Annotated in this window: 21 protein-coding genes; 14 read left to right on the forward strand and 7 right to left on the reverse strand. The window is 55.9% G+C overall.

All coding sequences use genetic code 11. The features are described from left to right. Window positions 1-14: 14 nt before the first annotated feature. From gcvPA to ACTHO6_RS02260, 3 genes are all read left to right on the forward strand, one after another. Window positions 15-1,367 (forward strand): aminomethyl-transferring glycine dehydrogenase subunit GcvPA, encoded by a 1,353-nt coding sequence (gcvPA, locus tag ACTHO6_RS02250; RefSeq protein ID WP_440238878.1) that lies wholly within the window; start codon window positions 15-17, stop codon window positions 1,365-1,367. Then, a complete protein-coding gene (gene gcvPB / locus ACTHO6_RS02255; RefSeq protein ID WP_440238880.1) occupies window positions 1,360-2,832 on the forward strand; it encodes an aminomethyl-transferring glycine dehydrogenase subunit GcvPB in 1,473 nt (490 codons plus the stop codon). Before gcvPA ends, gcvPB begins: the two co-directional genes overlap by 8 nt. Window positions 2,833-3,041: 209 nt before the next feature. Continuing rightward, a complete protein-coding gene (locus ACTHO6_RS02260) occupies window positions 3,042-3,872 on the forward strand; it encodes a lipoate--protein ligase family protein (RefSeq protein ID WP_440238882.1) in 831 nt (276 codons plus the stop codon). Window positions 3,873-3,959: 87 nt separating this feature from the next. On the opposite strand, the gene dat is transcribed toward ACTHO6_RS02260, so the two are convergent. Then, window positions 3,960-4,811, reverse strand: a complete 852-nt coding sequence (gene dat, locus ACTHO6_RS02265; protein ID WP_440238884.1) for a D-amino-acid transaminase — start codon at window positions 4,809-4,811, stop codon at window positions 3,960-3,962. 360 nt (window positions 4,812-5,171) lie between these two features. On the opposite strand from dat, the gene ACTHO6_RS02270 reads away from it, so the two are divergent. Beyond that, window positions 5,172-6,512 carry a M28 family peptidase gene (locus ACTHO6_RS02270; protein ID WP_440238886.1) on the forward strand — a complete coding sequence of 447 codons (1,341 nt, stop codon included), beginning with the start codon at window positions 5,172-5,174 and terminating at the stop codon, window positions 6,510-6,512. Window positions 6,513-6,781: 269 nt separating this feature from the next. Beyond that, window positions 6,782-8,470 (forward strand): PAS domain-containing sensor histidine kinase, encoded by a 1,689-nt coding sequence (locus ACTHO6_RS02275; RefSeq protein ID WP_440238888.1) that lies wholly within the window; start codon window positions 6,782-6,784, stop codon window positions 8,468-8,470. Here the strand turns inward: ACTHO6_RS02275 and ACTHO6_RS02280 are convergent. After that, window positions 8,461-9,471: a hypothetical protein gene (locus ACTHO6_RS02280; RefSeq protein ID WP_440238890.1), complete on the reverse strand. Its 1,011-nt coding sequence runs from the start codon at window positions 9,469-9,471 to the stop codon at window positions 8,461-8,463. The two genes, ACTHO6_RS02275 and ACTHO6_RS02280, sit on opposite strands and share 10 nt — an antisense overlap. A gap of 159 nt (window positions 9,472-9,630) precedes the next feature. Here ACTHO6_RS02280 and ACTHO6_RS02285 point away from each other — a divergent pair, with 159 nt between their 5' ends. The 3 genes from ACTHO6_RS02285 to ACTHO6_RS02295 all read left to right on the forward strand — a co-directional run bounded on the left by ACTHO6_RS02285 (window position 9,631) and on the right by ACTHO6_RS02295 (window position 11,793). Beyond that, window positions 9,631-10,194, forward strand: coding sequence for an NADPH-dependent FMN reductase (locus ACTHO6_RS02285; protein WP_440238892.1), 564 nt, complete (start codon window positions 9,631-9,633; stop codon window positions 10,192-10,194). A 96-nt stretch (window positions 10,195-10,290) separates the two neighbouring features. Continuing rightward, window positions 10,291-10,719, forward strand: a complete 429-nt coding sequence (mntR, locus tag ACTHO6_RS02290) for a transcriptional regulator MntR (RefSeq protein ID WP_440238894.1) — start codon at window positions 10,291-10,293, stop codon at window positions 10,717-10,719. Between the two features lie 144 nt (window positions 10,720-10,863). Then, on the forward strand, window positions 10,864-11,793 hold the full coding sequence (locus ACTHO6_RS02295; RefSeq protein WP_440238896.1) for a patatin-like phospholipase family protein: 930 nt from the start codon (window positions 10,864-10,866) through the stop codon (window positions 11,791-11,793). Window positions 11,794-11,844: 51 nt separating this feature from the next. On the opposite strand, the gene ACTHO6_RS02300 is transcribed toward ACTHO6_RS02295, so the two are convergent. After that, window positions 11,845-12,198, reverse strand: coding sequence for a hypothetical protein (locus ACTHO6_RS02300; protein ID WP_440238898.1), 354 nt, complete (start codon window positions 12,196-12,198; stop codon window positions 11,845-11,847). 35 nt (window positions 12,199-12,233) lie between these two features. Then, window positions 12,234-13,169 carry a DUF1385 domain-containing protein gene (locus ACTHO6_RS02305; protein ID WP_440239406.1) on the reverse strand — a complete coding sequence of 312 codons (936 nt, stop codon included), beginning with the start codon at window positions 13,167-13,169 and terminating at the stop codon, window positions 12,234-12,236. A 136-nt stretch (window positions 13,170-13,305) separates the two neighbouring features. On the opposite strand from ACTHO6_RS02305, the gene ACTHO6_RS02310 reads away from it, so the two are divergent. The 4 genes from ACTHO6_RS02310 (at window position 13,306) to efp (ending at window position 16,111) form a co-directional block, all read left to right on the forward strand. Then, on the forward strand, window positions 13,306-13,815 hold the full coding sequence (locus ACTHO6_RS02310; RefSeq protein WP_440238900.1) for a YqhR family membrane protein: 510 nt from the start codon (window positions 13,306-13,308) through the stop codon (window positions 13,813-13,815). A 150-nt stretch (window positions 13,816-13,965) separates the two neighbouring features. Then, window positions 13,966-14,406 carry a type II 3-dehydroquinate dehydratase gene (gene aroQ, locus ACTHO6_RS02315; RefSeq protein WP_440238902.1) on the forward strand — a complete coding sequence of 147 codons (441 nt, stop codon included), beginning with the start codon at window positions 13,966-13,968 and terminating at the stop codon, window positions 14,404-14,406. 34 nt (window positions 14,407-14,440) lie between these two features. Next, complete coding sequence (locus ACTHO6_RS02320; RefSeq protein ID WP_440238904.1) at window positions 14,441-15,511, forward strand: M24 family metallopeptidase; 1,071 nt, start codon at window positions 14,441-14,443, stop codon at window positions 15,509-15,511. A gap of 42 nt (window positions 15,512-15,553) precedes the next feature. Next, window positions 15,554-16,111, forward strand: coding sequence for an elongation factor P (efp, locus tag ACTHO6_RS02325; RefSeq protein ID WP_440238906.1), 558 nt, complete (start codon window positions 15,554-15,556; stop codon window positions 16,109-16,111). A 105-nt stretch (window positions 16,112-16,216) separates the two neighbouring features. On the opposite strand, the gene ACTHO6_RS02330 is transcribed toward efp, so the two are convergent. Genes ACTHO6_RS02330 through ACTHO6_RS02340 form a run of 3 tightly spaced genes read right to left on the reverse strand, consistent with a single transcriptional unit; the run spans window position 16,217 to window position 18,254 of the window. Continuing rightward, on the reverse strand, window positions 16,217-16,687 hold the full coding sequence (locus ACTHO6_RS02330) for a DUF441 domain-containing protein (protein WP_440239408.1): 471 nt from the start codon (window positions 16,685-16,687) through the stop codon (window positions 16,217-16,219). A 39-nt stretch (window positions 16,688-16,726) separates the two neighbouring features. Beyond that, window positions 16,727-17,443 (reverse strand): 2-phosphosulfolactate phosphatase, encoded by a 717-nt coding sequence (locus tag ACTHO6_RS02335; protein WP_440238908.1) that lies wholly within the window; start codon window positions 17,441-17,443, stop codon window positions 16,727-16,729. Beyond that, on the reverse strand, window positions 17,400-18,254 hold the full coding sequence (locus tag ACTHO6_RS02340) for a phosphosulfolactate synthase (RefSeq protein WP_440238910.1): 855 nt from the start codon (window positions 18,252-18,254) through the stop codon (window positions 17,400-17,402). Before ACTHO6_RS02340 ends, ACTHO6_RS02335 begins: the two co-directional genes overlap by 44 nt. A 151-nt stretch (window positions 18,255-18,405) precedes the next feature. Between ACTHO6_RS02340 and ACTHO6_RS02345 the strand changes: the two genes are divergently transcribed. Next, window positions 18,406-18,669: a YqhV family protein gene (locus ACTHO6_RS02345; RefSeq protein WP_440238912.1), complete on the forward strand. Its 264-nt coding sequence runs from the start codon at window positions 18,406-18,408 to the stop codon at window positions 18,667-18,669. A 76-nt stretch (window positions 18,670-18,745) separates the two neighbouring features. Beyond that, complete coding sequence (locus ACTHO6_RS02350; RefSeq protein ID WP_440238914.1) at window positions 18,746-19,234, forward strand: CD1247 N-terminal domain-containing protein; 489 nt, start codon at window positions 18,746-18,748, stop codon at window positions 19,232-19,234. The last annotated feature ends 55 nt before the right edge of the window (window positions 19,235-19,289 follow it).

The raw sequence follows: 19,289 nt of genomic DNA on the forward strand, positions 1-19,289 counted from the left end.
GGAGGACAACGTTCGTGAAATACCGCTACCTGCCCCAAACCGATCAGGACAAGCGCGAAATGCTGGAAACTCTCGGCATTTCCCGCATAGAAGAACTGTTTGCCGACATTCCGGAAGAAGTGCGCTTCAAAGGGGCGCTGAACATTCCGGAAGCGCTGTCCGAGCCTGATCTGGTGAAATACTTCACGCGTCTGGCCAATCAAAATGTGAACTTCAGCACGCATGTCAACTTTTTGGGTGCTGGCGTTTACCAGCATTACACGCCGAGCACAGTGAACCATATGCTGCTGCGCGGAGAATTTTTTACAGCGTACACGCCGTATCAGCCTGAGATCAGCCAGGGCGAGCTGCAAGCGATTTTTGAATTCCAGACGATGGTGTGTGAACTGACCGGAATGGAAGTGGCGAACTCCTCCATGTACGATGGGGCGACTTCGCTGGCGGAAGCGGCGATGATGGCGGCTGGCCACACCGGCAAAAAACGCGTGGTCGTCTCCCGTGCCGTTCATCCGGAATCGCGCGGCGTGCTGAAAACATACGCCTACGGGCAAAGTGTGGACCTGGTCGAAGTCGGCGTGAACAGCGACGGAGTGACTGACCTCGCAGCGCTGGAAGCGGCCGTGGACGAAAATACCGCGGCTGTGATCGTCCAATACCCGAACTTCTTCGGAAACGTGGAAGACCTGGCGGCGATCGAGCCGATTGCCCATGGCAAAGGCGCCCTGTTTATCACCTCCGCAAACCCGCTCGCACTCGGCATCCTCGAAGCGCCGGGCAAGCTGGGCGCTGACATCGTGGTCGGCGACATGCAGCCGTTCGGCATTCCGGCGTCGTTTGGCGGACCGCACTGCGGCTACTTCGCGACGACGACCAAGCTGATGCGCAAAATGCCGGGCCGGATCGTCGGACAAACGAAGGACGAAAACGGCAAGCGCGGCTTCGTGCTCACCCTGCAAGCGCGCGAGCAGCACATTCGCCGCGAAAAAGCGACGTCCAACATCTGCTCCAACCAAGCGCTGCTGGCCCTGGCTGCTGCGATCACCATGACGGCCCTCGGCAAACAGGGCGTGCAGGAAATGGCGATGATGAACCTGCAAAAAGCGCATTACGCCAAGCAAGCGCTGCAAGCAAAAGGACTGGAAGTCGTCTTTGCCGCTCCTTTCTTCAACGAATTTGTCGTCAAGCTGTCCAAACCGGTAGCGGAAGTCAACAAAAAGCTGCTGGATGCAGGCATCATCGGCGGCTACGATCTGGGACTGGACTACCCGGAATACGCGGGCCATACGCTGCTTGCGGTAACCGAACTGCGGACCAAGGAAGAAATCGACACATTGGCGGCTGAATTGGAGGCGATCACACGTGCGTAACGACCAGGAGAAAGCATTGATTTTTGAAATGAGCAAACCGGGCCGTGTGGGCTACAATCTGCCGGCATTGGACGTACCAGAGGCAGAGGTGACCAGCCTGTTGCCGAAGCACCTCATCCGCGAAACCCCTGCTGAATTGCCGGAAGTATCCGAGCTGCAGCTGGTGCGTCACTACACCGAGTTGTCCCGTCGCAACCACGGGGTAGACAACGGCTTCTACCCGCTCGGTTCTTGCACGATGAAATACAACCCGAAAATCAACGAGGACGTTGCCCGCTACCCAGGCTTCGCCCAAACCCACCCGTACCAGCCGGAAGAAACCGTGCAGGGCGCTTTGGAGCTTTTGTACAACCTGCAACAAGAGCTGGCGGAGATTACCGGAATGGACGCTGTGACCTTGCAGCCCGCTGCTGGCGCGGCTGGCGAGTGGACTGGCCTCATGATGATCCGCGCGTACCACGAGAGCCGCGGCGAAGGCCACCGCACCAAAGTCATCGTGCCCAACTCCGCGCACGGAACGAACCCGGCTTCTGCGGCGGTAGCCGGACTGGACACCGTCACGATTGCTTCTGACGAGCGCGGCCTGGTCGATATTCAGGCGCTGCGCGATGCCGTAGGCCCAGATACAGCGGCGCTCATGCTGACCAACCCGAACACGCTCGGCCTGTTCGAGGAAGACATCGTGGAAATGGCGAAAATCGTCCACGAAGCAGGCGGCCTCTTGTATTACGACGGCGCGAACGCGAATGCGATCCTCGGCATTGCCCGCCCAGGCGACATGGGCTTCGATGTGGTTCACCTCAACCTGCACAAAACGTTTACAGGCCCGCACGGCGGCGGCGGCCCGGGCGCTGGCCCTGTTGGCGTGAAAAAGATTCTCGAACCGTTTTTGCCAACGCCGATCGTGGCGAAAAAAGCAGACGGCAGCTTCTACTGGGACAGCAACCGTCCGGCTTCCATCGGCCGTGTAAAAGGCTACAACGGAAACTTCGGCATTCTCGTACGCGCGCACAGCTACATCCGCACCATGGGTCCGGAGGGCTTGCTGCAAGTGTCGCAAAATGCGGTGCTCAGCGCGAACTACATGATGCGCCGTCTGGCTACGGCTTACCATCTGCCGTATGACCGCGTCTGCAAGCATGAATTTGTTTTGTCTGGCGTCCGTCAGAAAAAGCTGGGCGTACGCACGCTCGACATCGCCAAGCGCCTGCTCGACTTCGGCTATCATCCGCCAACCATCTACTTCCCGCTGATTGTCGATGAGTGCCTGATGATTGAGCCGACCGAAACCGAAACGAAAGAAACGCTCGACGAGTTCATCGACGTCATGCTGCAAATTGCCCGCGAGTGCGAAGAAACGCCTGAGCTTGTACAGGAAGCGCCGCATACGACCGTGGTCAAACGTCTGGACGAAGCGACAGCGGCGCGCAAGCCGATTCTGCGCTATCAACCGCAAGCACAATAGCTTTTTGGGGGAAAAGCCGCCTTGCTACAGGGCGGTTTTTCTTTCAAGCATAGCCGCTCTTGCATGGGGAGAGGAATCCTCGCAGGTGACGATCCTTACAGCCGTGGCGATCATCGAGGAGACGGCTCGCTGATGCAGCCCATCTAAGCCTTGCCGCTCTTCGAGGAGAAGCGTAAAATGAAGGTGTTGTGAGTAGGGAGGTACATACGATGGAACAGTGGCGCTATATCGTGACGGAAGCGATGTCTCCGGCGATGAATATGGCTGTGGACGAGGCGATTTTGCAGTTGCACAGCGAGGGCAAGGTGCCCCCGACCGTTCGGTTTTACACATGGGATCCGGCTACTTTGTCGATTGGCTATTTTCAAAAGGCGATCAAGGAAATCAATCTGGAAGAAGTGAAACGGCGAGGGCTGGGCTTTGTCCGCCGCGCGACAGGAGGACGGGCCGTTCTGCACGATCAGGAGCTGACCTACAGCGTCATCGTGTCGGAGGAGCATCCGCGGATGCCGTCCGGCGTCACCGAAGCGTACAAAATCATCAGCCTGGGCCTGTTGCACGGCTTTCAAAACCTCGGACTGGCAGCGGAGATGGTCTCGCTCGCCAGCGAGGAGGAAAAAGAAAAGTACAGCTCTCCGGGCTCGTCCGCTTGCTTCGACTCGCCATCGTGGTATGAGTTGGTCGTGGAAGGGAAAAAGGTAGCAGGCAGCGCACAGACGCGCCAAAAAGGCGTCATCCTCCAGCACGGGTCCATTTTGCTCGACATGGACGTCGAACTGCTGTTTTCGCTGCTGCACTTCCCATCGGATCGCGTCAAGCAGCGGATGATGGAAAGCTTCCGCCAAAAAGCGGTGACGATCAACGAGGTGAGCCCGCGGCCTGTAAGCTTGCAGGAAGCAATCGAAGCATTCTCCAAAGGCTTCGCTACCGGGCTGGAAGTGGAACTGGTCCCGTCTGTGCTGACAGACGAGGAGCGGGCATTGGCGGAAGAACTGGCAAAAACGCGCTATGCGACGGACGAGTGGAACTTGCGCCGCTAGGCTGGTACTTGGCAGCTATCGCCATACAAGAAAAGCTCTCCTGGTCGCATGGTCAGCCAGGAGAGCTTTTTGTGTGGAAGCGACCGCCTAGACGAGCACGCTGTCGTAAATGTGTTGCTCGAACAAAGCTTGCAGCCTGGTTGTGACAGGACCGGGCCGACCATTGCCAACCGCCTCGCCATCTACCGAAACAAGCGGCATGACTTCCGCCGTCGTGCTGGTCAGGAACAGCTCGTCGGCTTGCTTCAGGAAGGCAATGTCAAACGCTTTCTCGTGCACGACGATGCCGTTTGCCTTCGCCAGGTCGATCACGACCTGACGGGTAATGCCGTGCAGGATCAAATGGGTAGCGGGATGCGTATGTAGCTCGCCGTTTTTCACCGCAAACAGATTGGAGGAGCTGCACTCTGTAATGATGCCGTTGCGGTGCAAGATCGAATCCTGGGCTCCTGCGTCCTTCGCGTACTGTTTGACCAGGACGGCCCCCAGAAGGTTCAACGTCTTGATGTCACAGCGCAGCCAGCGGATATCCTCGATAAGCTGGGCTGTCCAGCCCTTTTTCAGATCCTCGACGGGTCGAGCCTTGGGACGGACAAATGCCATGATGACAGGCTTGATGCCGTTCGGGATATCGTGAACGCGCGGAGCTGCGCCGCGCGAAATTTGTAGATAGAGAACCGAATCGTCTTGTTCGGTGAGGTTGTTTTTGACAAGCAGTTCTGTGGCCAAACGCGTCAGATCGTCAGCGCTCCACGGCAGCGAAAGCCTGATCTCCCGGGCGCTGCGAAACAGACGCGTCAGATGGGCGTCCCATTGATACAGGCGCCCGTTGTAGATGCGTACCACTTCGTAGATGCCGTCTCCGAAGTTGTAACCGCGATCTTCCGGGTGAACGGTCGCTTGCCCTGCTTCCACCCATTTGCCGTCGATATAGAACATGGTGAGTCCTCCTCCAGTGATTCCAGCCGCATGTTTCCCGCGGCTGCTATTGTGATTCAACAGTAGCAAATCGTCCCTTGCAGGGTCAATTTGAAAACCGAAAATCCACGATCAATCATTTAGGGGCGAGACGCGCTCTTCTATTACATTTTCTTATAGGGGCGTCGTCTCGACAAATCGACGCGTTCTGTAGGGCGCATGAGCGTACAAGCAGATTTGGGCAGAAGGACAACGAAAGCTGTCCGCCGCTGACGGCGCGTGCTGGTATATGCTGGTATTTGACTAACTATTCTGGCTGGACGGTGTTTGGCAGGGTGGCCCATAATAAAGGCAAGAGCATCGGGAAGAAGGGAGAATGCCATGCGATCCGTCGGTCATTACGCGCTAGGAGCACTGCTTGTTTGGGGAAGCTTGCTGCCGCTGTCTGACTCGCTGCCGCAGGCATATGCGAATCAGACCCGTGCAGGGGTGGATGCCGAGCTGTTGTACAGCCATGTGGAGAATCTGGCAAAAACGGCGAGGCCGGCTGCAACCGAGACGGAATTCGCAGCAGGGGTATATGTGGAGAACGCCTTGCGCTCGTACGGCTATGAGACTGTCTTGCAGCCTTTTTCCTACGATACGTACCAGCCGCCCGCGCGCTTGTCTCTTGCCATCGAAGGCTGGGAGCGAAGCTGGGCTGTCCAACCGCTGACATTTGGACCAAACGGCGTACAGACCGCAGAGCTTGTCGATGCAGGCTATGGCCGGGCCGCTGATTTTGCCGGCGGAGTGGCGAGAGGGAAGATTGCCTTGGTCAAACGAGGGGAAATTCCGTTTGGAGAAAAGGTCAGACAGGCGGCAGCCGCAGGAGCCGTGGCGGTCATCATCTGGGACGATCGCGAGGGGGAATGGCGGGCGTCGCTGGGCGCACCGCTGGACATGTCTGTTCCGGTGATCGGCTTGTCGCGGGAGGAAGGACAGCTGCTCCAGCAGCGGGCGCTGAGAGAGCCGCTGAAAGCCACCGTGAAGGTGGAAGGCAGCGTGACAAGCCGCCATACCTCCTACAATATCACGGCGCTGAAAAGACCGACAGAATCAGGAGCAGCGCGGCGCGTGCTCATCCTCGCCCACCACGATTCCGCCGCTTCGTCGCCAGGGGCAAATGACGATGCCTCCGGGGTGGCTGTCCTCTTGGAGGTCGCCCGCCAGTTGGCAGACAGTCGGCTGGATACCGAGGTACAGCTGGTCAGCCTCGGCGCCGTGACGGCGGGCCAACGAGGACAGCGGGCCTTCAGCGAATCGCTGAGCGAAACAGACAGGCAAAAAATCGTTGCCGCCTATTACGTCGATGAAGTGGGACGGAGTGGACGCCTGACAGTCTTCACTGAAGGCGGGGAAGCGGCTCTCGCAGCTGACCTGCTGGTCGAAGCGGGAGCTCAGCCGTCGGCGTGGAAAAACGCGCGGCCGGAGCAGCGCAGGGAGTTGGAGCCATTGACAGAGGCAGGCATTCCCGCTCTGCTCGTCACACGCCAATCAGCGGAGGAAGGAAACGACAGAACGAAGGATGTGCTTGTCTCGATCGAAAAAGAGCAGCTGGCCCAAGCCGCGGACCTGATTGCTTCCGTGGTCGGTCAAATAGCGGATACGGCAACTCCGGCCTACCCGCCCCCGTCAGGCCGCACGAACGGACAACACGAGTCCGAAGAAGATGTTGAGTAGCGCGGTTCAGGAGGCATGGAGCAAGCGAACGAATGCGAAGGTGTGGGGCGTCCTCGGGAGGGCGCTTTTTGCTTGGGGGTTGTCGCAATATGTCGATTGACAAGGAATAGCCACACATTGGAAAAAAGTTTATAATTTTTAAGAATCCTAAAAAAGTTTGTTCAGTCTATATTGTATGATTTCCAAATTTTTGAAAATGATAGTCAATCCAATCCATGCTAGTTACGACAATCCCTACTACTCATCAGCTAGGAACAGCGGAGGTTGTGATGATACCAATAGGCTCAAGTAGTTTCTTGCTTTCCGTAACACTCATCATCGGCTGGATTCCAGTCAGCGTATTTTTGCTGCGCTATTATCCCGAGAACATTGATTTGTGGTCGTTCTTTTCCATGAATGTCCTGTATGCGCTGCTGCTGACGATCCCGTTCTACCGCATGTACAAGCAGGCGAGAGAAGGAGGACCGCGTACACGGGAGCAGGAAGAATTGGCGCGATTGCGAAGAGAGCTGGAGGAGGCGAAGGAGCTGCTGGATGCCTTGTTGCAGCAGACTCCGGATGCCATCTCGATTGTGGATAGACACGGAAAATTTACGCATGTGAACCAGGCCTCTGTGGAGCAGTTCGGCTACAGCATGTCTGAATTGCTGGGCAAGACCATTCCGTGCGTGCCAGACGAGCAGCGCGTGGAGATGGAGCGGTATCATGCGGAAGTTTTGCAGGGAAAGGCGATTGTCGGCTATGAAACCGTCCGCCGGCACCGGAACGGCTCGCTCCTGCACGTATCGCTGTCGTACGCGCCTGTTTTGGACAAGCAGGGAAACGTAAAAGGAATCATCTGTTGTTCCCGCGATATTACCCGACAAAAACAGATGGAGCAGAAGCTGAAGGAGAGCCAGGAACATTTTCGCTTGATTACGGAAAACATGAGCGAAATGATCTACCTGGTAAAGCTGGACGGCAGCCTTGCCTACGTGTCCAATGCGCATGCGACGTTTTTGGGATATTCGAGCGAGCTCATGACCCGAATGGGCCCTGCCGTCATACATATGCTTATTCATCCGGAAGATCTGAAGCAGGTTACCGAGATTTTCAGACAGTGCTGGCGCAAGGAGGAGGAAGCGACGACTTTCTATCGGCTGAAGCACAGCGAGGGGCATTGGGTCCATGTGGAGTCCCGGTTCAAGCCTGTGCGCAACCATGACGGGGTGGTCGACAGCATGCTGGTCGTCTCGCGCGACGTGTCGGAAATCACGAAGACAAAGGAACTGCTGCGCCAATCGGACAAGCTGTCGGCGATCGGCCAGCTGGCAGCCGGCATTGCGCATGAGATACGGAACCCGCTGACATCGCTGCGCGGATTTATCCAGCTGCTGGATGCTTCTGTAGAAGGCACGCACCGCAACTACTGCCAGATTATGCTTTCGGAGCTGGACCGGATCAATCTGATTGTCAGCGAGCTTTTGGTGCTGGCGAAGCCGCAAGCGGTGCGGTTTCAGCGCAAGGATTTGTCCGATTTGATCGGCAATGTTCTCTCGCTGTTGGAAAGTCAGGCCAATTTAAAAAACATCCAGATTCACGCTTCGATTGACCCGCAATTGCCGCTCATTTCTTGTGAGGAAAATCAGATCAAGCAAGTCCTGCTCAATATTTGCAAAAATGCGATGGAAGCGCTCCCCGAGGGCGGAGAGATTCACGTCAGGGGTCAGCTGGTGAGCGCGGAGCACATCCAGATCAGCATTACGGACAATGGATGCGGAATCGATCCCGAGCGAATTCCGCGGCTGGGCGAGCCTTTTTACACGACGAAGGAAAACGGAACGGGCCTCGGTCTCATGGTCAGCCAGCGAATTTTGGAGGATCATGGCGGAAGCTTGCAGATTGAAAGCGAGCGGCAACAGGGAACGACCGTCCGTATTTTGCTGCCTGTAAGCGTGCAGCGTGCCACTCACGTCTGACGCTTCCAGACAAAGCATGCGAGCAGCAGCAATCCGCAGTAGGTAGCCCCGCTTGCCACGACAGAAACGCTCCACGGCAGCGCCATCGCCAGGAAGGCGAACAGGCCGACTACCAGCAGCATGACCAGCAAGAGCGGTGCCATTTGCAACTGGTGGCGCTGGGTGACGGGGTGCGCGAGCGAATAGAGGAGCAAGGCCGACAAGACCCCGCCCTGGAGGAGCCCCAGGAGCGCGAAAACCAGGCCGCCAGCTGGCAGCAGTTGAACGGAAATCAGCTTCACCGGCCAGAGCGATGCGTGAATATCATGCCAGTGGGAGAGCAGAACAGCTTGACCGAGGAGCCAAAAGAGAGAGACGACAGCCGTGCCGACGCCAAGCCCGAGCCGAAGCGAGAGAGGCTGGCTTGCTCGTCCGGCGATGGGCAAAAGCACGGCGAGCGTGAGCAAAAAGTGCAGAGCCAGGAAAAAAATGGCGTGCAAAAGCCAGTTTCCATTCATTTGATACCCGAAATCGGGAATGGGGACATGCGGCTGGCGCAAAAAAAGCAAGCCGAAAAACAACAGACCTGCTGCCAGGCAAGCCCCTGTCCCCGTGACGATCCATTTCCAGCGCTTGAACAGGAAAAAGATCGCGACGAGGAGAGACAATAAGAGAACCCAGACGGGAGACAGTCCTTCGATGAGAGGAGCGGACTGCTGTCCGAGCATGACGCCCACATACCCCAGCAAGAACAGATGCGTGAGTGCCGACAGGCTGGAAGCGAACGCTTCGCCGAACAGACGCAGGGAAAGCTCATAGAGCGAGCTGATTTGGTGGCGGTGACAAAAGCCCAACAGTTGAAAGCTGAGCCATCCGAGCCCAACACCAGCGAGTACGATGCCGATTGTGCCCCAGGAGCCAAAATAGGTAAAGAAACGGAGCCACTCATAACCGCCCAGATAGTGTCCTCCGAGTGCGGACCCCGCAAACAGAATGGCGATTTGCCAAGCGACTTTGTCCATAGGCATCATCCTTATTCCGAACTTGCTACATGTGTATGTCCCGGAAAGGCTTGTTCAGAACCGGGAATAGTAAATATACTTTTACATTTACAAAGTATGGCAAGCGGAATATAATGAAGGACGTACTAGGAAAAGCGACCACATGAGGTGACTCGAGAAATGAAAATTGTCGGAATCGCAGGAAGCATGAGCAAGAGCTCCACAACGAAACAGGCGGTAGCGATTGTACTCGACGCGGCGAAGGCCGCAGGTGCTGATATTGAAATGATCCATCTGGCAGATTGGAATCTGCCGATGTACGACGCCCGGGAAGACGCGTCGACTTATCCGGAAGTGGTGCATCGCTTTGTGCAAAAAATTTCCGAAGCGGATGGCCTTGTCATTGGCTCGCCCGAGTATCACGGGACACTGACCGGGGCATTGAAAAATGCGCTCGACTTTTTGGAGGCCCGCCATCTGCGCGACAAACAGGTCGCACTGGTTGGCGTCGCCGGAGGAAGCATGGGCGCTACCAACACCGTCAATACGCTACAGCTGATTATGCGCAATCTGCACGCTTGGCCGCTGCCAGCCAGTCCCAGTGTCCCGAGCGCGTACAACGCCTTCACGCCGGAAGGCAAGCTGAAAGATGAACGCTTGCAGGCCCGGATGGAGACGCTCGGCCAGCAATTGGTCCAATTTGTCCAATTGATGAACCGACAAGCAGAAAAGCAACCACAATAGACAGGTTTCTCTTGCTAATCGTTCTCATGTAAAGGTATTATATTTCTACGTGCCTTTTTTGGGCGGAAGAAATATGGTTTGAAATGAGGGGTTCACATGCCGACGCCGAGTATGGAAGACTATTTGGAACGAATTTACAGCTTAATTGAAGAAAAGGGCTATGCTCGTGTCTCCGATATTGCTGAAGCGTTGGAAGTACATCCCTCTTCGGTCACGAAAATGGTTCAAAAGCTGGATAAAGACAAATATCTTGTGTACGAAAAATACCGTGGCCTCGTGTTGACGCCCAAAGGGAAAAAGATCGGAAAGCGTCTGGTGGATCGTCACAGCCTGCTGGAAGAGTTTATGCGGGTCATTGGCGTTGATGAAGAGCATATTTACCAGGATGTCGAAGGAATCGAGCACCACTTGAGCTGGGAGTCGATTACTTGTCTGGAATATCTCGTTCAATACTTCCAGGCAGACCCGAACCGGATGGAGGAGCTCCGACGGATTCGGCTGGAAGATGAACAAAAAGAAGAATAGGCATTTACGGTGCGCAAGCGAATCAGGCTTGCGCTTTTCTTTTGCCGCGAAAAAAACGCAGCGAAGTTCCGTTTTCTACTCCTAACGGATGAGCTGTCGCCCTATATTTGGTAGTAGAGCGGTTTTGGGAAGGGGGCGGCAGGGGTGAAAGCGGATGCGGTTTTTGAAGGCGGGGGCGTAAAAGGGATCGCTTTTATCGGCGCCCTGCGCGTCATGGAGGAAAACGGCTATACGTGGGAAAAGCTGGCCGGCACGTCGGCAGGCTCGATTGTAGCCGCTCTGCTCAGCGCAGGCTACACCAGCCAGGAGTTGAAACCGATTTTTGACGAGCTGGATTACCTTCACTTTCTGCATCGGGCGGGGATCGGCAGACTTCCGCTCATCGGACCGTTGCACGAGCTGCTGGTGCGGGAAGGGATTTTTCGTGCCGACCGGATCGAGCTGTTCATCGAAGATTTGCTGCGGCGAAAAGGAGTGCGGACCTTCGGCGATTTGCCGCCCGGCAAGCTGAAGATCGTCGCTTCCGATATCACGGCAGGCCAAATGGTCGTGCTGCCAGACGATCTTTCGCGCTATGGCATGGACCCGGATCGTTTCTCCATTGCCCGAGCGGTCCGCATGTCTTCCTCGATTCCGTTTTTCTTTCAGCCGGCCCAGCTGAAAAGCGGCAACGATACCCACTATATCGTCGATGGAGCGTTGCTCAGCAATTATCCGGTTTGGCTGTTTGACGTGCCGGGGGTCCCGCAGTGGCCGACAATCGGGTTTCGGCTCTCGGACGATCAGGACAAACGGGAGCATAAGAAAATCACGGGCCTGTTTTCCTTCTCCCGCAGCCTGCTGGCCACGATGCTCGATGCCCACGACAGGCTGTATGTCGACAAGGCACAGGCGGTCCGGACGGTCTTCATTCATACGCTTGGCGTGAGGACCACGCAATTTCAGCTGTCGAAGGACATGCGCGAGCGGCTGTACGCATCGGGAGAAGCGGCAGCCCGGCAGTTTTTGCAGCGCTGGGATTTCGACGAATACGTCAAAGTCTTTCGAAATACAGCTCCTAAATATTTGGTGTAGCCATCGGGCACAAAAAAACAGGTCGCCGCTAGTGGCTACCTGTTTTTGCTGTCAGGGAGAAATGTTGTTCTGCGATTTTTCCTCCTGCTTTTCTTTCGCTTTTCCTTTTTGACCGTCGATTACGCGGAACGGATGATCTTTTCTTGAGGCCGTCGATTGCTTTTTGGGCGCTTGTCGCATCACCGGAGGTTTTGGTTTTGCCTTTTGTTGCTTCGGCTTTCCGGGTTCTGTCCGATTTTGAAAAAAGGAGCCCGTGCGCAAATAGTTGCGTACGATCAAAAACAGAGTCGCTGACAAACCGAGAATGATCAGCGTATTGATCGGATCGCGGATGAAGGTCAACAAAAATCCGTAAATGGCGAGCAGCACAATAATCAAAATCACGGGTGGAATGCGACGTAACATTGGCCTCACCTCAATGGGAATAAGAATGCCTCACGTTATCCGGTCGTAGCCATTTTCCTCTGAACCTGTTGAAGGTCCAGCTCCCGCATCTTCTGGAAAGAGGCGATGGCTACTTCGACCTGACTGTCGTCTGGCTCGCGCGTCGTGATTTTTTGCAGCCAGAGACCCGGATAGCCAAGGTAGCGCAAAACAGGGGTGTCACGGAGCTTGTTTGTCCACTGCAAGACCTCGTAGGAGACTCCGATGACCAGCGGCAAGAGGACGATGCGCTGCACGACCCGCTCTGTCAGGGAGTCGTAGCTGAACAGGGAATAGATCACGACACCGACGAACACGGTAAAAATGAGAAAACTGCTCCCGCACCGATAATGCAGGGTGGAAAATTTTTGCACATTGGCTACTGTTAATTCTACCCCGGCTTCGAAGGCGTTAATCACCTTATGCTCCGCGCCGTGGTATTGAAAGAGCCGCTTGATCAGCGGGGCTTGCGCAATGGCGGTGATGTAGCCGAGCAGCAGAAGGATTTTGAAGCCGCCTTCTGCCAAGGTTTGGGGGACGCCATCCGGGACCCATTTTCCCAACAGAAAATCGGCCAGGAAAACGGGAACGAGCGTGAAGACGAATTTACCGAACAAGAAGGAGAGTACACCGACAAGGGCGACCCCCAGAATCATCGTCAGTTTCGAAGGGCCCTCGCTCACTTCTTCTCCGGCGTCCATGCTGTAGCGTTCAGAAGCGAAGTTCAGATGTTTGGCCCCGTTGGCGCTGGCTTCAATCAGTCCGACCAGGCCGCGGATAAACGGAATTTTTTTCAGGGGAGTAATCCATTTATATTCCGTGCGCGGGGCCTCGAAATACTCAATCTCGTGATTTTTTTTGCGAACAGCTGTTACAGTCACTGTTTTGCCGCCGAACATAACCCCTTCGATGACGGCTTGACCGCCATAGCTGGGTACCTTTTGCTGAGCCAACACAATCACCTTCCTTATTCTCCATTTTACCGGAAAGCGGGGCTTGAAGCTACAAGGAGTTCAGGCTTCGCCCAGAAATGGAAACAGGTAGTGAAAAACAGGGGAACCGCACATACTACGTGTGAGGTGATAGAACATGGTAGCAGGCAAAGCTGCACGAGGGCACAAGGAGCTGGGGGGCAAGCCGAAAGAGCGGAGCGCCGAGGGGCGAAAACCGACGTCGGCGGCCAAAATTGTCGAGCTTGCTTTTTGGGGAACGATTCTGTGGGGGATCGTTCGCGTGCTCGCTCACTTTCTGAATCTGACACCGTACGGGCTGGGAGCGTTTGCCCGGCCGCTGCTTACCGGGTATGAGGAGGACAGTCTGACAGGCGTAGCGCTCGGGGCGATTGTGCTGTTTGTGGAAACCGTCCTGGCCAGCTTCTTGTTTTCCCTCTTGTTCGGGCACATGCGCGTGTGGTGGTCCGGGCTTCTCTACGGCGCGATCTTGCTTGCGATGGCAGGATTCTTTTTTCGCATAGGGAATTGGGAGATGGGAACCTTGAGCACGGAGGGAGCCTGGTACTTGTCGTACGGGTTGTTCATCGGCATGACCCTCGTCCTGGAGCAGTCGCACGAGGAACAGTGGGACGGAGCAAAGCACTAGGGGATCGGCTCGTCCCCGCTCTTTGTTCCGTTTGGAAGATTCGCAATGTTGGCCGATTTTTGCATCCTACTGTTGTGCAGGGAATGGCTTGTGGTAAAATATTTTATTAGGGAAAAAACGTTTTGCGAAAACAAAGGGGGAGGGATGACGATGACTTCCGTTCTGCTGTTGAACGGCCCCAATCTGAATTTGCTGGGAACGCGGGAGCCAGACGTCTACGGAAGAGAAACGCTGGAGGATCTGGTGGCAAAGCTGTCTTCCGTCATGGACGAGCTGGGCGGCAAGCTTGCGCATTGCCAGTCCAATCACGAAGGGGTCCTGATTGATGCGATTCACCAGGCCAGGGGCGTTCACGACGGGATTTTGATTAACCCCGGAGCATTCACGCATTACAGCTACGCCATCCGCGATGCGCTCGCAGGTGTGGCGCTCCCGACAATCGAAGTACATATCTCCAACATTCACGCGCGCGAGGAATTCCGCCACCGTTCCGTCATCGCGCCTGTCACCATCGGGCAGGTAGTCGGGTTGGGCATGGACGGATATGAATGGGCGCTGCGGGCGCTCGTCCGCAAGATCGAACAAAAATAACGGCTTCGCAAAGACGAAAGGGGAACGGGTTTTTATGAAACAACGTTTGGACAAATTGCGTGAAGCGCTTGCACAGGTCGAGGCGAATGCGTTCATTACAGAAAAGTCCGAAAACCGTTTTTATCTGAGCGGCTTTACCGGCTCTACCGGCTGGGCGATTGTCACCGAAACAGAAGCTTTCCTGGTGACCGACTTCCGCTATGTGGAACAAGCGAAGGAGCAGGCGCCAGATTTTACGGTCGTCAACAACGAGCGCAAAGCGGTCGAAGCGATTGCCAAGCTGCTGCGGGAAAAAGGCGTCAAGCGTCTGGCGTTCGAAAGCAGCATTTCCTTCGGCACGTACCAGGAGTGGAGCAAAGGCTTTGACGGCGTAGAGCTTGTCCCAACCAGCGGTCTTTTGGAAAAAATCCGCATGTTCAAGGACGAGTCGGAAATGGTCATCATCCGCGAAGCGGTGAGAATTGCCGAAGCGGCTTTTGCGCATATTCAGGGCTATATCCGCCCAGGCGTGCGCGAGGTGGACGTTGCGCTGGAATTGGAATATTTCATGCGCAAGCAAGGCGCGACAGGCTCTGCCTTCGACATGATCGTGGCGTCCGGCGTGCGCGGTGCGCTGCCGCACGGACGGGCCAGCGAAAAAGTGATCGAAGCAGGCGAAATGGTGACGCTCGATTTCGGCGCTGCCTACAAAGGATACAACTCCGATATCACCCGCACACTCGCTGTCGGGGAGCCGAGCGCGAAAATGAAGGAGATTTACGACATCGTGTTGCGTGCGCAGCTGGCAGGTCTGGAAGCGTTGAAGCCAGGGGTGACGGCGCAAGCAGCGGATGCGGCAACAAGAGAGATCATCACGGCGGCTGGCTACGGCGAAGCGTACGGCCACAGCGCGGGCCACGGCCTCGGGATCGAGGTGCATGAGCTGCCGGGCTTGTCTTCCGCAAGCACATACGTTCTGGAGCCAGGCATGCTCGTGACAATGGAGCCGGGCATTTACATTGCCGGGCTCGGCGGAGTACGCATCGAGGACGACGTGCTGATTACAGCAGACGGACACGAAAACCTCAACAAGTCTACGAAAGAGTTGCTCATTTTGCCCGTGTAATTTATACTATTCTACGTTATTGATTCATTTGGGAGGACAATGATGATCTCTGTAAACGATTTTCGGACCGGTTTGACGATCGAAGTGGACGGCAACATCTACACCGTGCTTGAATTCCAGCACGTAAAGCCAGGAAAAGGCGCGGCGTTCGTGCGCTCCAAACTGCGCAACCTGCGCAATGGCAACGTCACAGAAATGACTTTCCGCGGCGGTGAAAAAGTAAACCCTGCCCGCATCGAATCCAGCACCATGCAGTATCTGTATGCGAGCGGTGACGAGTACACGTTCATGAACACCGAAACGTACGAGCAACTGACGTTCACGCGCAGCCAAATCGAGCGCGAACTGCGTTTCCTCAAGGAAAACATGAATGTGCAAATCATGCAGTACAACGGCGAAACCATCGGAATCCAGCTGCCAAATACAGTCGAGCTGGTTGTCACCGAATGTGAGCCAGGCGTCAAAGGCGATACCGCTTCCAACGTGACCAAAAAAGCCACGCTGGAAACCGGCTTCGTCGTCAACGTTCCCCTCTTCGTAGAAGAAGGCGATCGTCTGATTATCGACACGCGTACAGAGGCATACGTTTCTCGCGCGTAAGGCCAACCATCGAATGGACGAAAAAAGCTGTGCCCGATCGGGTGCGGCTTTTTTGTTTCCAGCAAAAATCCTCCGTTCCAGGCGGAAGGAGGAGGCTGCTTTCTTTTATTGCGGCCAACGCCCGCCGAACCAGTCCCACAGCTTCAGGACGAAGGCGGTAATGCCGGCCGCCATCAAGGGACCGACTGGAATGCCGCGAAAAAACACAATGCCAATAATCGACCCGATGACGAGACCGATAATCATGTGCGGCTCGGTTCGCAAGAGGTCGAGCCCCTTGCCGTTCATCCAGGTGGCAATCGCCCCCCCGGCAAGTGCGGTTAAGCCCACAACCGTCGTAAACAGCGGTGTGACATCTTTCCACGATATTTTCTCGCTGGCGAAGGGCACCAGTACGGAAATCGTCAAAAACAATAGGCCCAGCTCCAGGCCGCGACGTTCGACCGTGGGGAAAAAGCGCTCCAGAGCCGTCAGCTTCAGCACCAACAGCACGCTCGCCGCAGTCGCGATAATCGGCGAACGGCCTAGTAACCCTATGACGATCAGGATGACCAGCATCACTTCTCCAGACATCATCATTGGCATCAAAACCCCTGTCCCTGTTCTCCTTTCACTCTATGAGACAAGGTGGGGGAGTATGCGTTTGTCCTTGACGTAGGGGACGAGCTGGAAATGGTCGACCTGCGAGCAAAAGCGGAGGTCATCGGCAAAATGATGCGAGGCGAGGCGTTTTCCCGTCGTGGTTTGCAGCAATTGCTCGCTCAATTTGTCCGCGTAATACAAATAGCTCGCTTTCAAAGCTTCTCCCAGGTCGCACGTCTGGATGTTCGCCAGCGCTTTTTGCGCCTGTACGATCATCAGCCCTGCGGCAAGCCCATCCTCCAGCGCGAATTCGGAGCGCGTGCCCGCGCAGTACAGCGTAATATCGAGATGATAGGTAAGCGCGTGCCTGATGCAGGCCGTCGCGTTCAAAAAGCAGCCGATCAAGAGCTTAGAGGCGCGCTCCGCCTTTTGGATGGCGCGCGTTCCGTTCGTCGTCGTGAGCACGAGTCGCTTGCCTGGCTTTCTGGTCGCATAGATTTCCGTCGGGGAGTTGTTGCAGTCGAAGTCGGGAATTTTGCGGCAATGCCGCTCCCCGGCCAGCAGGCAATCGGCAGCGCGCAACGAGTTGGCCTGGCCGATCGTCTCGACCGGAATGACGCATACGAAGCCGTTTCCCAGTGCGGTGACGATGGTGCTGGAGGCGCGCAGAACGTCGATGACGATGACGACGTGGTTGCTGATCTGGTCAAAGCGAATTTCCTCCACCGTCGGCACGACTTCTATTCGCACAAAGAGACCTCCCCTCCTCCATAATCAGGGCCGTATCCCCGCGCAGGCCCCGCCGCAGCGTCTCGACGGACAGGACGTCCGTGCAGGCGATGTTGCCCAAATGGACATCGCTGCCCAGCGCCTGGATCAACCCCACCTGCTGCTCTTTTTGCGGCGCTTCCCAGATGAGTCGCTCCGCGTTGGTCTGTGCTGCACAGACAATGTCCTGGAGAAACGCGTGATCGACCTTGCCGTTTCCGTCGAAAACGCCGACCGTCCCGCTCTCCCTCGCTTCGACGATGACGTAGCTGGCGCCAGCCGCGACGTCGAAGTCGAGCGTTTCGAGCAGCTCCTCGCGTTCGGCGCGGTAGCCGGCAGCCTTTTTGCCTACCTCTGTATAGACGACAAGCCCGGCGTCCACCCCCAGCCCGATCGCCTCCTTGCGCTTTTCAAGCGGAAGCGGAAAAGTGCCATCGGAAATTTCCACAGCCGTAAATCCCAGCGAGCGAATTTTCTGCACGTACTCCTTGATGCTACTGTGCCGAATGGCAACCTCGAAAAAGGTTCCGCCAGGCATGATGTGCAGCCCGTGAACCTTCGCCGCGTCCAGCTTTTGTTGCAGCACGTGTGGCGGATAGAGCGCGGTCGTTCCGAAGCCGAGTTTGTATATATCGATATAAGGAGAAGCCAGTTCCAGTAAATCGAAGTAAGCCGTCAGTCCCAGACCTTTGTCAATGACCATGGTCTGCCCCTTGTGGCGGGGCTTTTCGCGCATGCGCCCGGACGGATTCACCCAGCTTTCGGGCAAAAACGAATGCTCACAGTCTTCCATTGCGTTTTCCTCATTTCTTCTAGGCGTATGGTTCAGTGTATGCCTGTCGAAGAAGAGGAGTGAAGGAGAAAGACGGTAGGCGATCGCCCGGCCCAAGTGCTGAAAGGAGCCGGTACAGGCATAGAGTGAACGGAGAGGAGGACGAGACGGTATGTGGGAAAAAGCGATTATGGGCATGGCTGCCCTGCGGATGTTGTCCGGCAGCATCGAGATTTTGGCGGCCTTGTTCATTTTGAAGGTCAACCAGGTGGAAAAAGCGCTGCTTATCAATTCCGGGCTGGCGATTGTCGGGCCTGTCATTTTGATTTCGACGACGACGATCGGTCTGCTCGGCATGTCGGATCGGGTCAGCTTTGCCAAAATTGCCTGGATCCTGCTGGGCATCTCCTGCATCCTGATCGGGGTTCGCAAGTAGCGATCCAGCTCCTTCCAATGGTAAGGGAGGGTGATCGAGGGAATGCTACTGGCAAAGACCACGGGGAGGGAATGGCATGCTCGAAACGATGGCGAATCGAATCGCGTATTTGCGCGGGCTGGCGGACGGTCTGGATGTGAGCGAACAGGGGGCGGAAGGCAAAATCTTGACAGAGATGATCGAGATGATGGACGAGGTGTACGCCCAGTTTCGCGAGCTGCACGCCCGGGTAGAAGAGGCGGAGGATTATGTGGAAGCGCTGGATGAAGACCTCGAAGATGTGGAGCGCTATCTTTTCAAGGACGACGACGCCTTGTACGAAACGATAGAAGACGACGACCATGGCATCGAGTACGCCACCGGCTACGATCTCGACGACGACGAGGACGCTTCCTTCTATGAAACAAGGGACGATGCCCACCTCGCAGACGGCTACGAATTTTCCTGCCCGCACTGCCAGAAAGAGATTCACTTGCGAGAAGGCCGCGATGCGGAAGGCTATCGGCACTACGTCATCCAACAGCCTGCCGGCGAGCGCGAATACCAACCGATCAACCCGACGTAAACAAGCTTGCCCCTGCGTGCGAAAAAAGCGCCGGGGCAAGCTTGTTTGTTTAGCA

Origin of the sequence: Brevibacillus sp. SAFN-007a, from assembly GCF_051967035.1 — a bacterium.
In the GTDB taxonomy this organism is placed as follows: domain Bacteria; phylum Bacillota; class Bacilli; order Brevibacillales; family Brevibacillaceae; genus Brevibacillus.

Excerpts from the sequence above, each read along its gene's own strand:
- ACTHO6_RS02340 (WP_440238910.1), bottom strand. The coding sequence starts at position 18,254 with ATGGAAGACTGTGAGCATTCGTTTTTGCCCGAAAGCTGGGTGAATCCG.
- aroQ (WP_440238902.1), top strand. The coding sequence starts at position 13,966 with ATGACTTCCGTTCTGCTGTTGAACGGCCCCAATCTGAATTTGCTGGGA.
- ACTHO6_RS02320 (WP_440238904.1), top strand. The coding sequence starts at position 14,441 with ATGAAACAACGTTTGGACAAATTGCGTGAAGCGCTTGCACAGGTCGAG.
- efp (WP_440238906.1), top strand. The coding sequence starts at position 15,554 with ATGATCTCTGTAAACGATTTTCGGACCGGTTTGACGATCGAAGTGGAC.
- ACTHO6_RS02345 (WP_440238912.1), top strand. The coding sequence starts at position 18,406 with ATGTGGGAAAAAGCGATTATGGGCATGGCTGCCCTGCGGATGTTGTCC.
- ACTHO6_RS02275 (WP_440238888.1), top strand. The coding sequence starts at position 6,782 with ATGATACCAATAGGCTCAAGTAGTTTCTTGCTTTCCGTAACACTCATC.
- ACTHO6_RS02270 (WP_440238886.1), top strand. The coding sequence starts at position 5,172 with ATGCGATCCGTCGGTCATTACGCGCTAGGAGCACTGCTTGTTTGGGGA.
- ACTHO6_RS02285 (WP_440238892.1), top strand. The coding sequence starts at position 9,631 with ATGAAAATTGTCGGAATCGCAGGAAGCATGAGCAAGAGCTCCACAACG.
- ACTHO6_RS02260 (WP_440238882.1), top strand. The coding sequence starts at position 3,042 with ATGGAACAGTGGCGCTATATCGTGACGGAAGCGATGTCTCCGGCGATG.
- mntR (WP_440238894.1), top strand. The coding sequence starts at position 10,291 with ATGCCGACGCCGAGTATGGAAGACTATTTGGAACGAATTTACAGCTTA.
- ACTHO6_RS02300 (WP_440238898.1), bottom strand. The coding sequence starts at position 12,198 with ATGTTACGTCGCATTCCACCCGTGATTTTGATTATTGTGCTGCTCGCC.
- ACTHO6_RS02310 (WP_440238900.1), top strand. The coding sequence starts at position 13,306 with ATGGTAGCAGGCAAAGCTGCACGAGGGCACAAGGAGCTGGGGGGCAAG.
- ACTHO6_RS02280 (WP_440238890.1), bottom strand. The coding sequence starts at position 9,471 with ATGGACAAAGTCGCTTGGCAAATCGCCATTCTGTTTGCGGGGTCCGCA.
- dat (WP_440238884.1), bottom strand. The coding sequence starts at position 4,811 with ATGTTCTATATCGACGGCAAATGGGTGGAAGCAGGGCAAGCGACCGTT.
- ACTHO6_RS02350 (WP_440238914.1), top strand. The coding sequence starts at position 18,746 with ATGCTCGAAACGATGGCGAATCGAATCGCGTATTTGCGCGGGCTGGCG.
- ACTHO6_RS02330 (WP_440239408.1), bottom strand. The coding sequence starts at position 16,687 with ATGATGTCTGGAGAAGTGATGCTGGTCATCCTGATCGTCATAGGGTTA.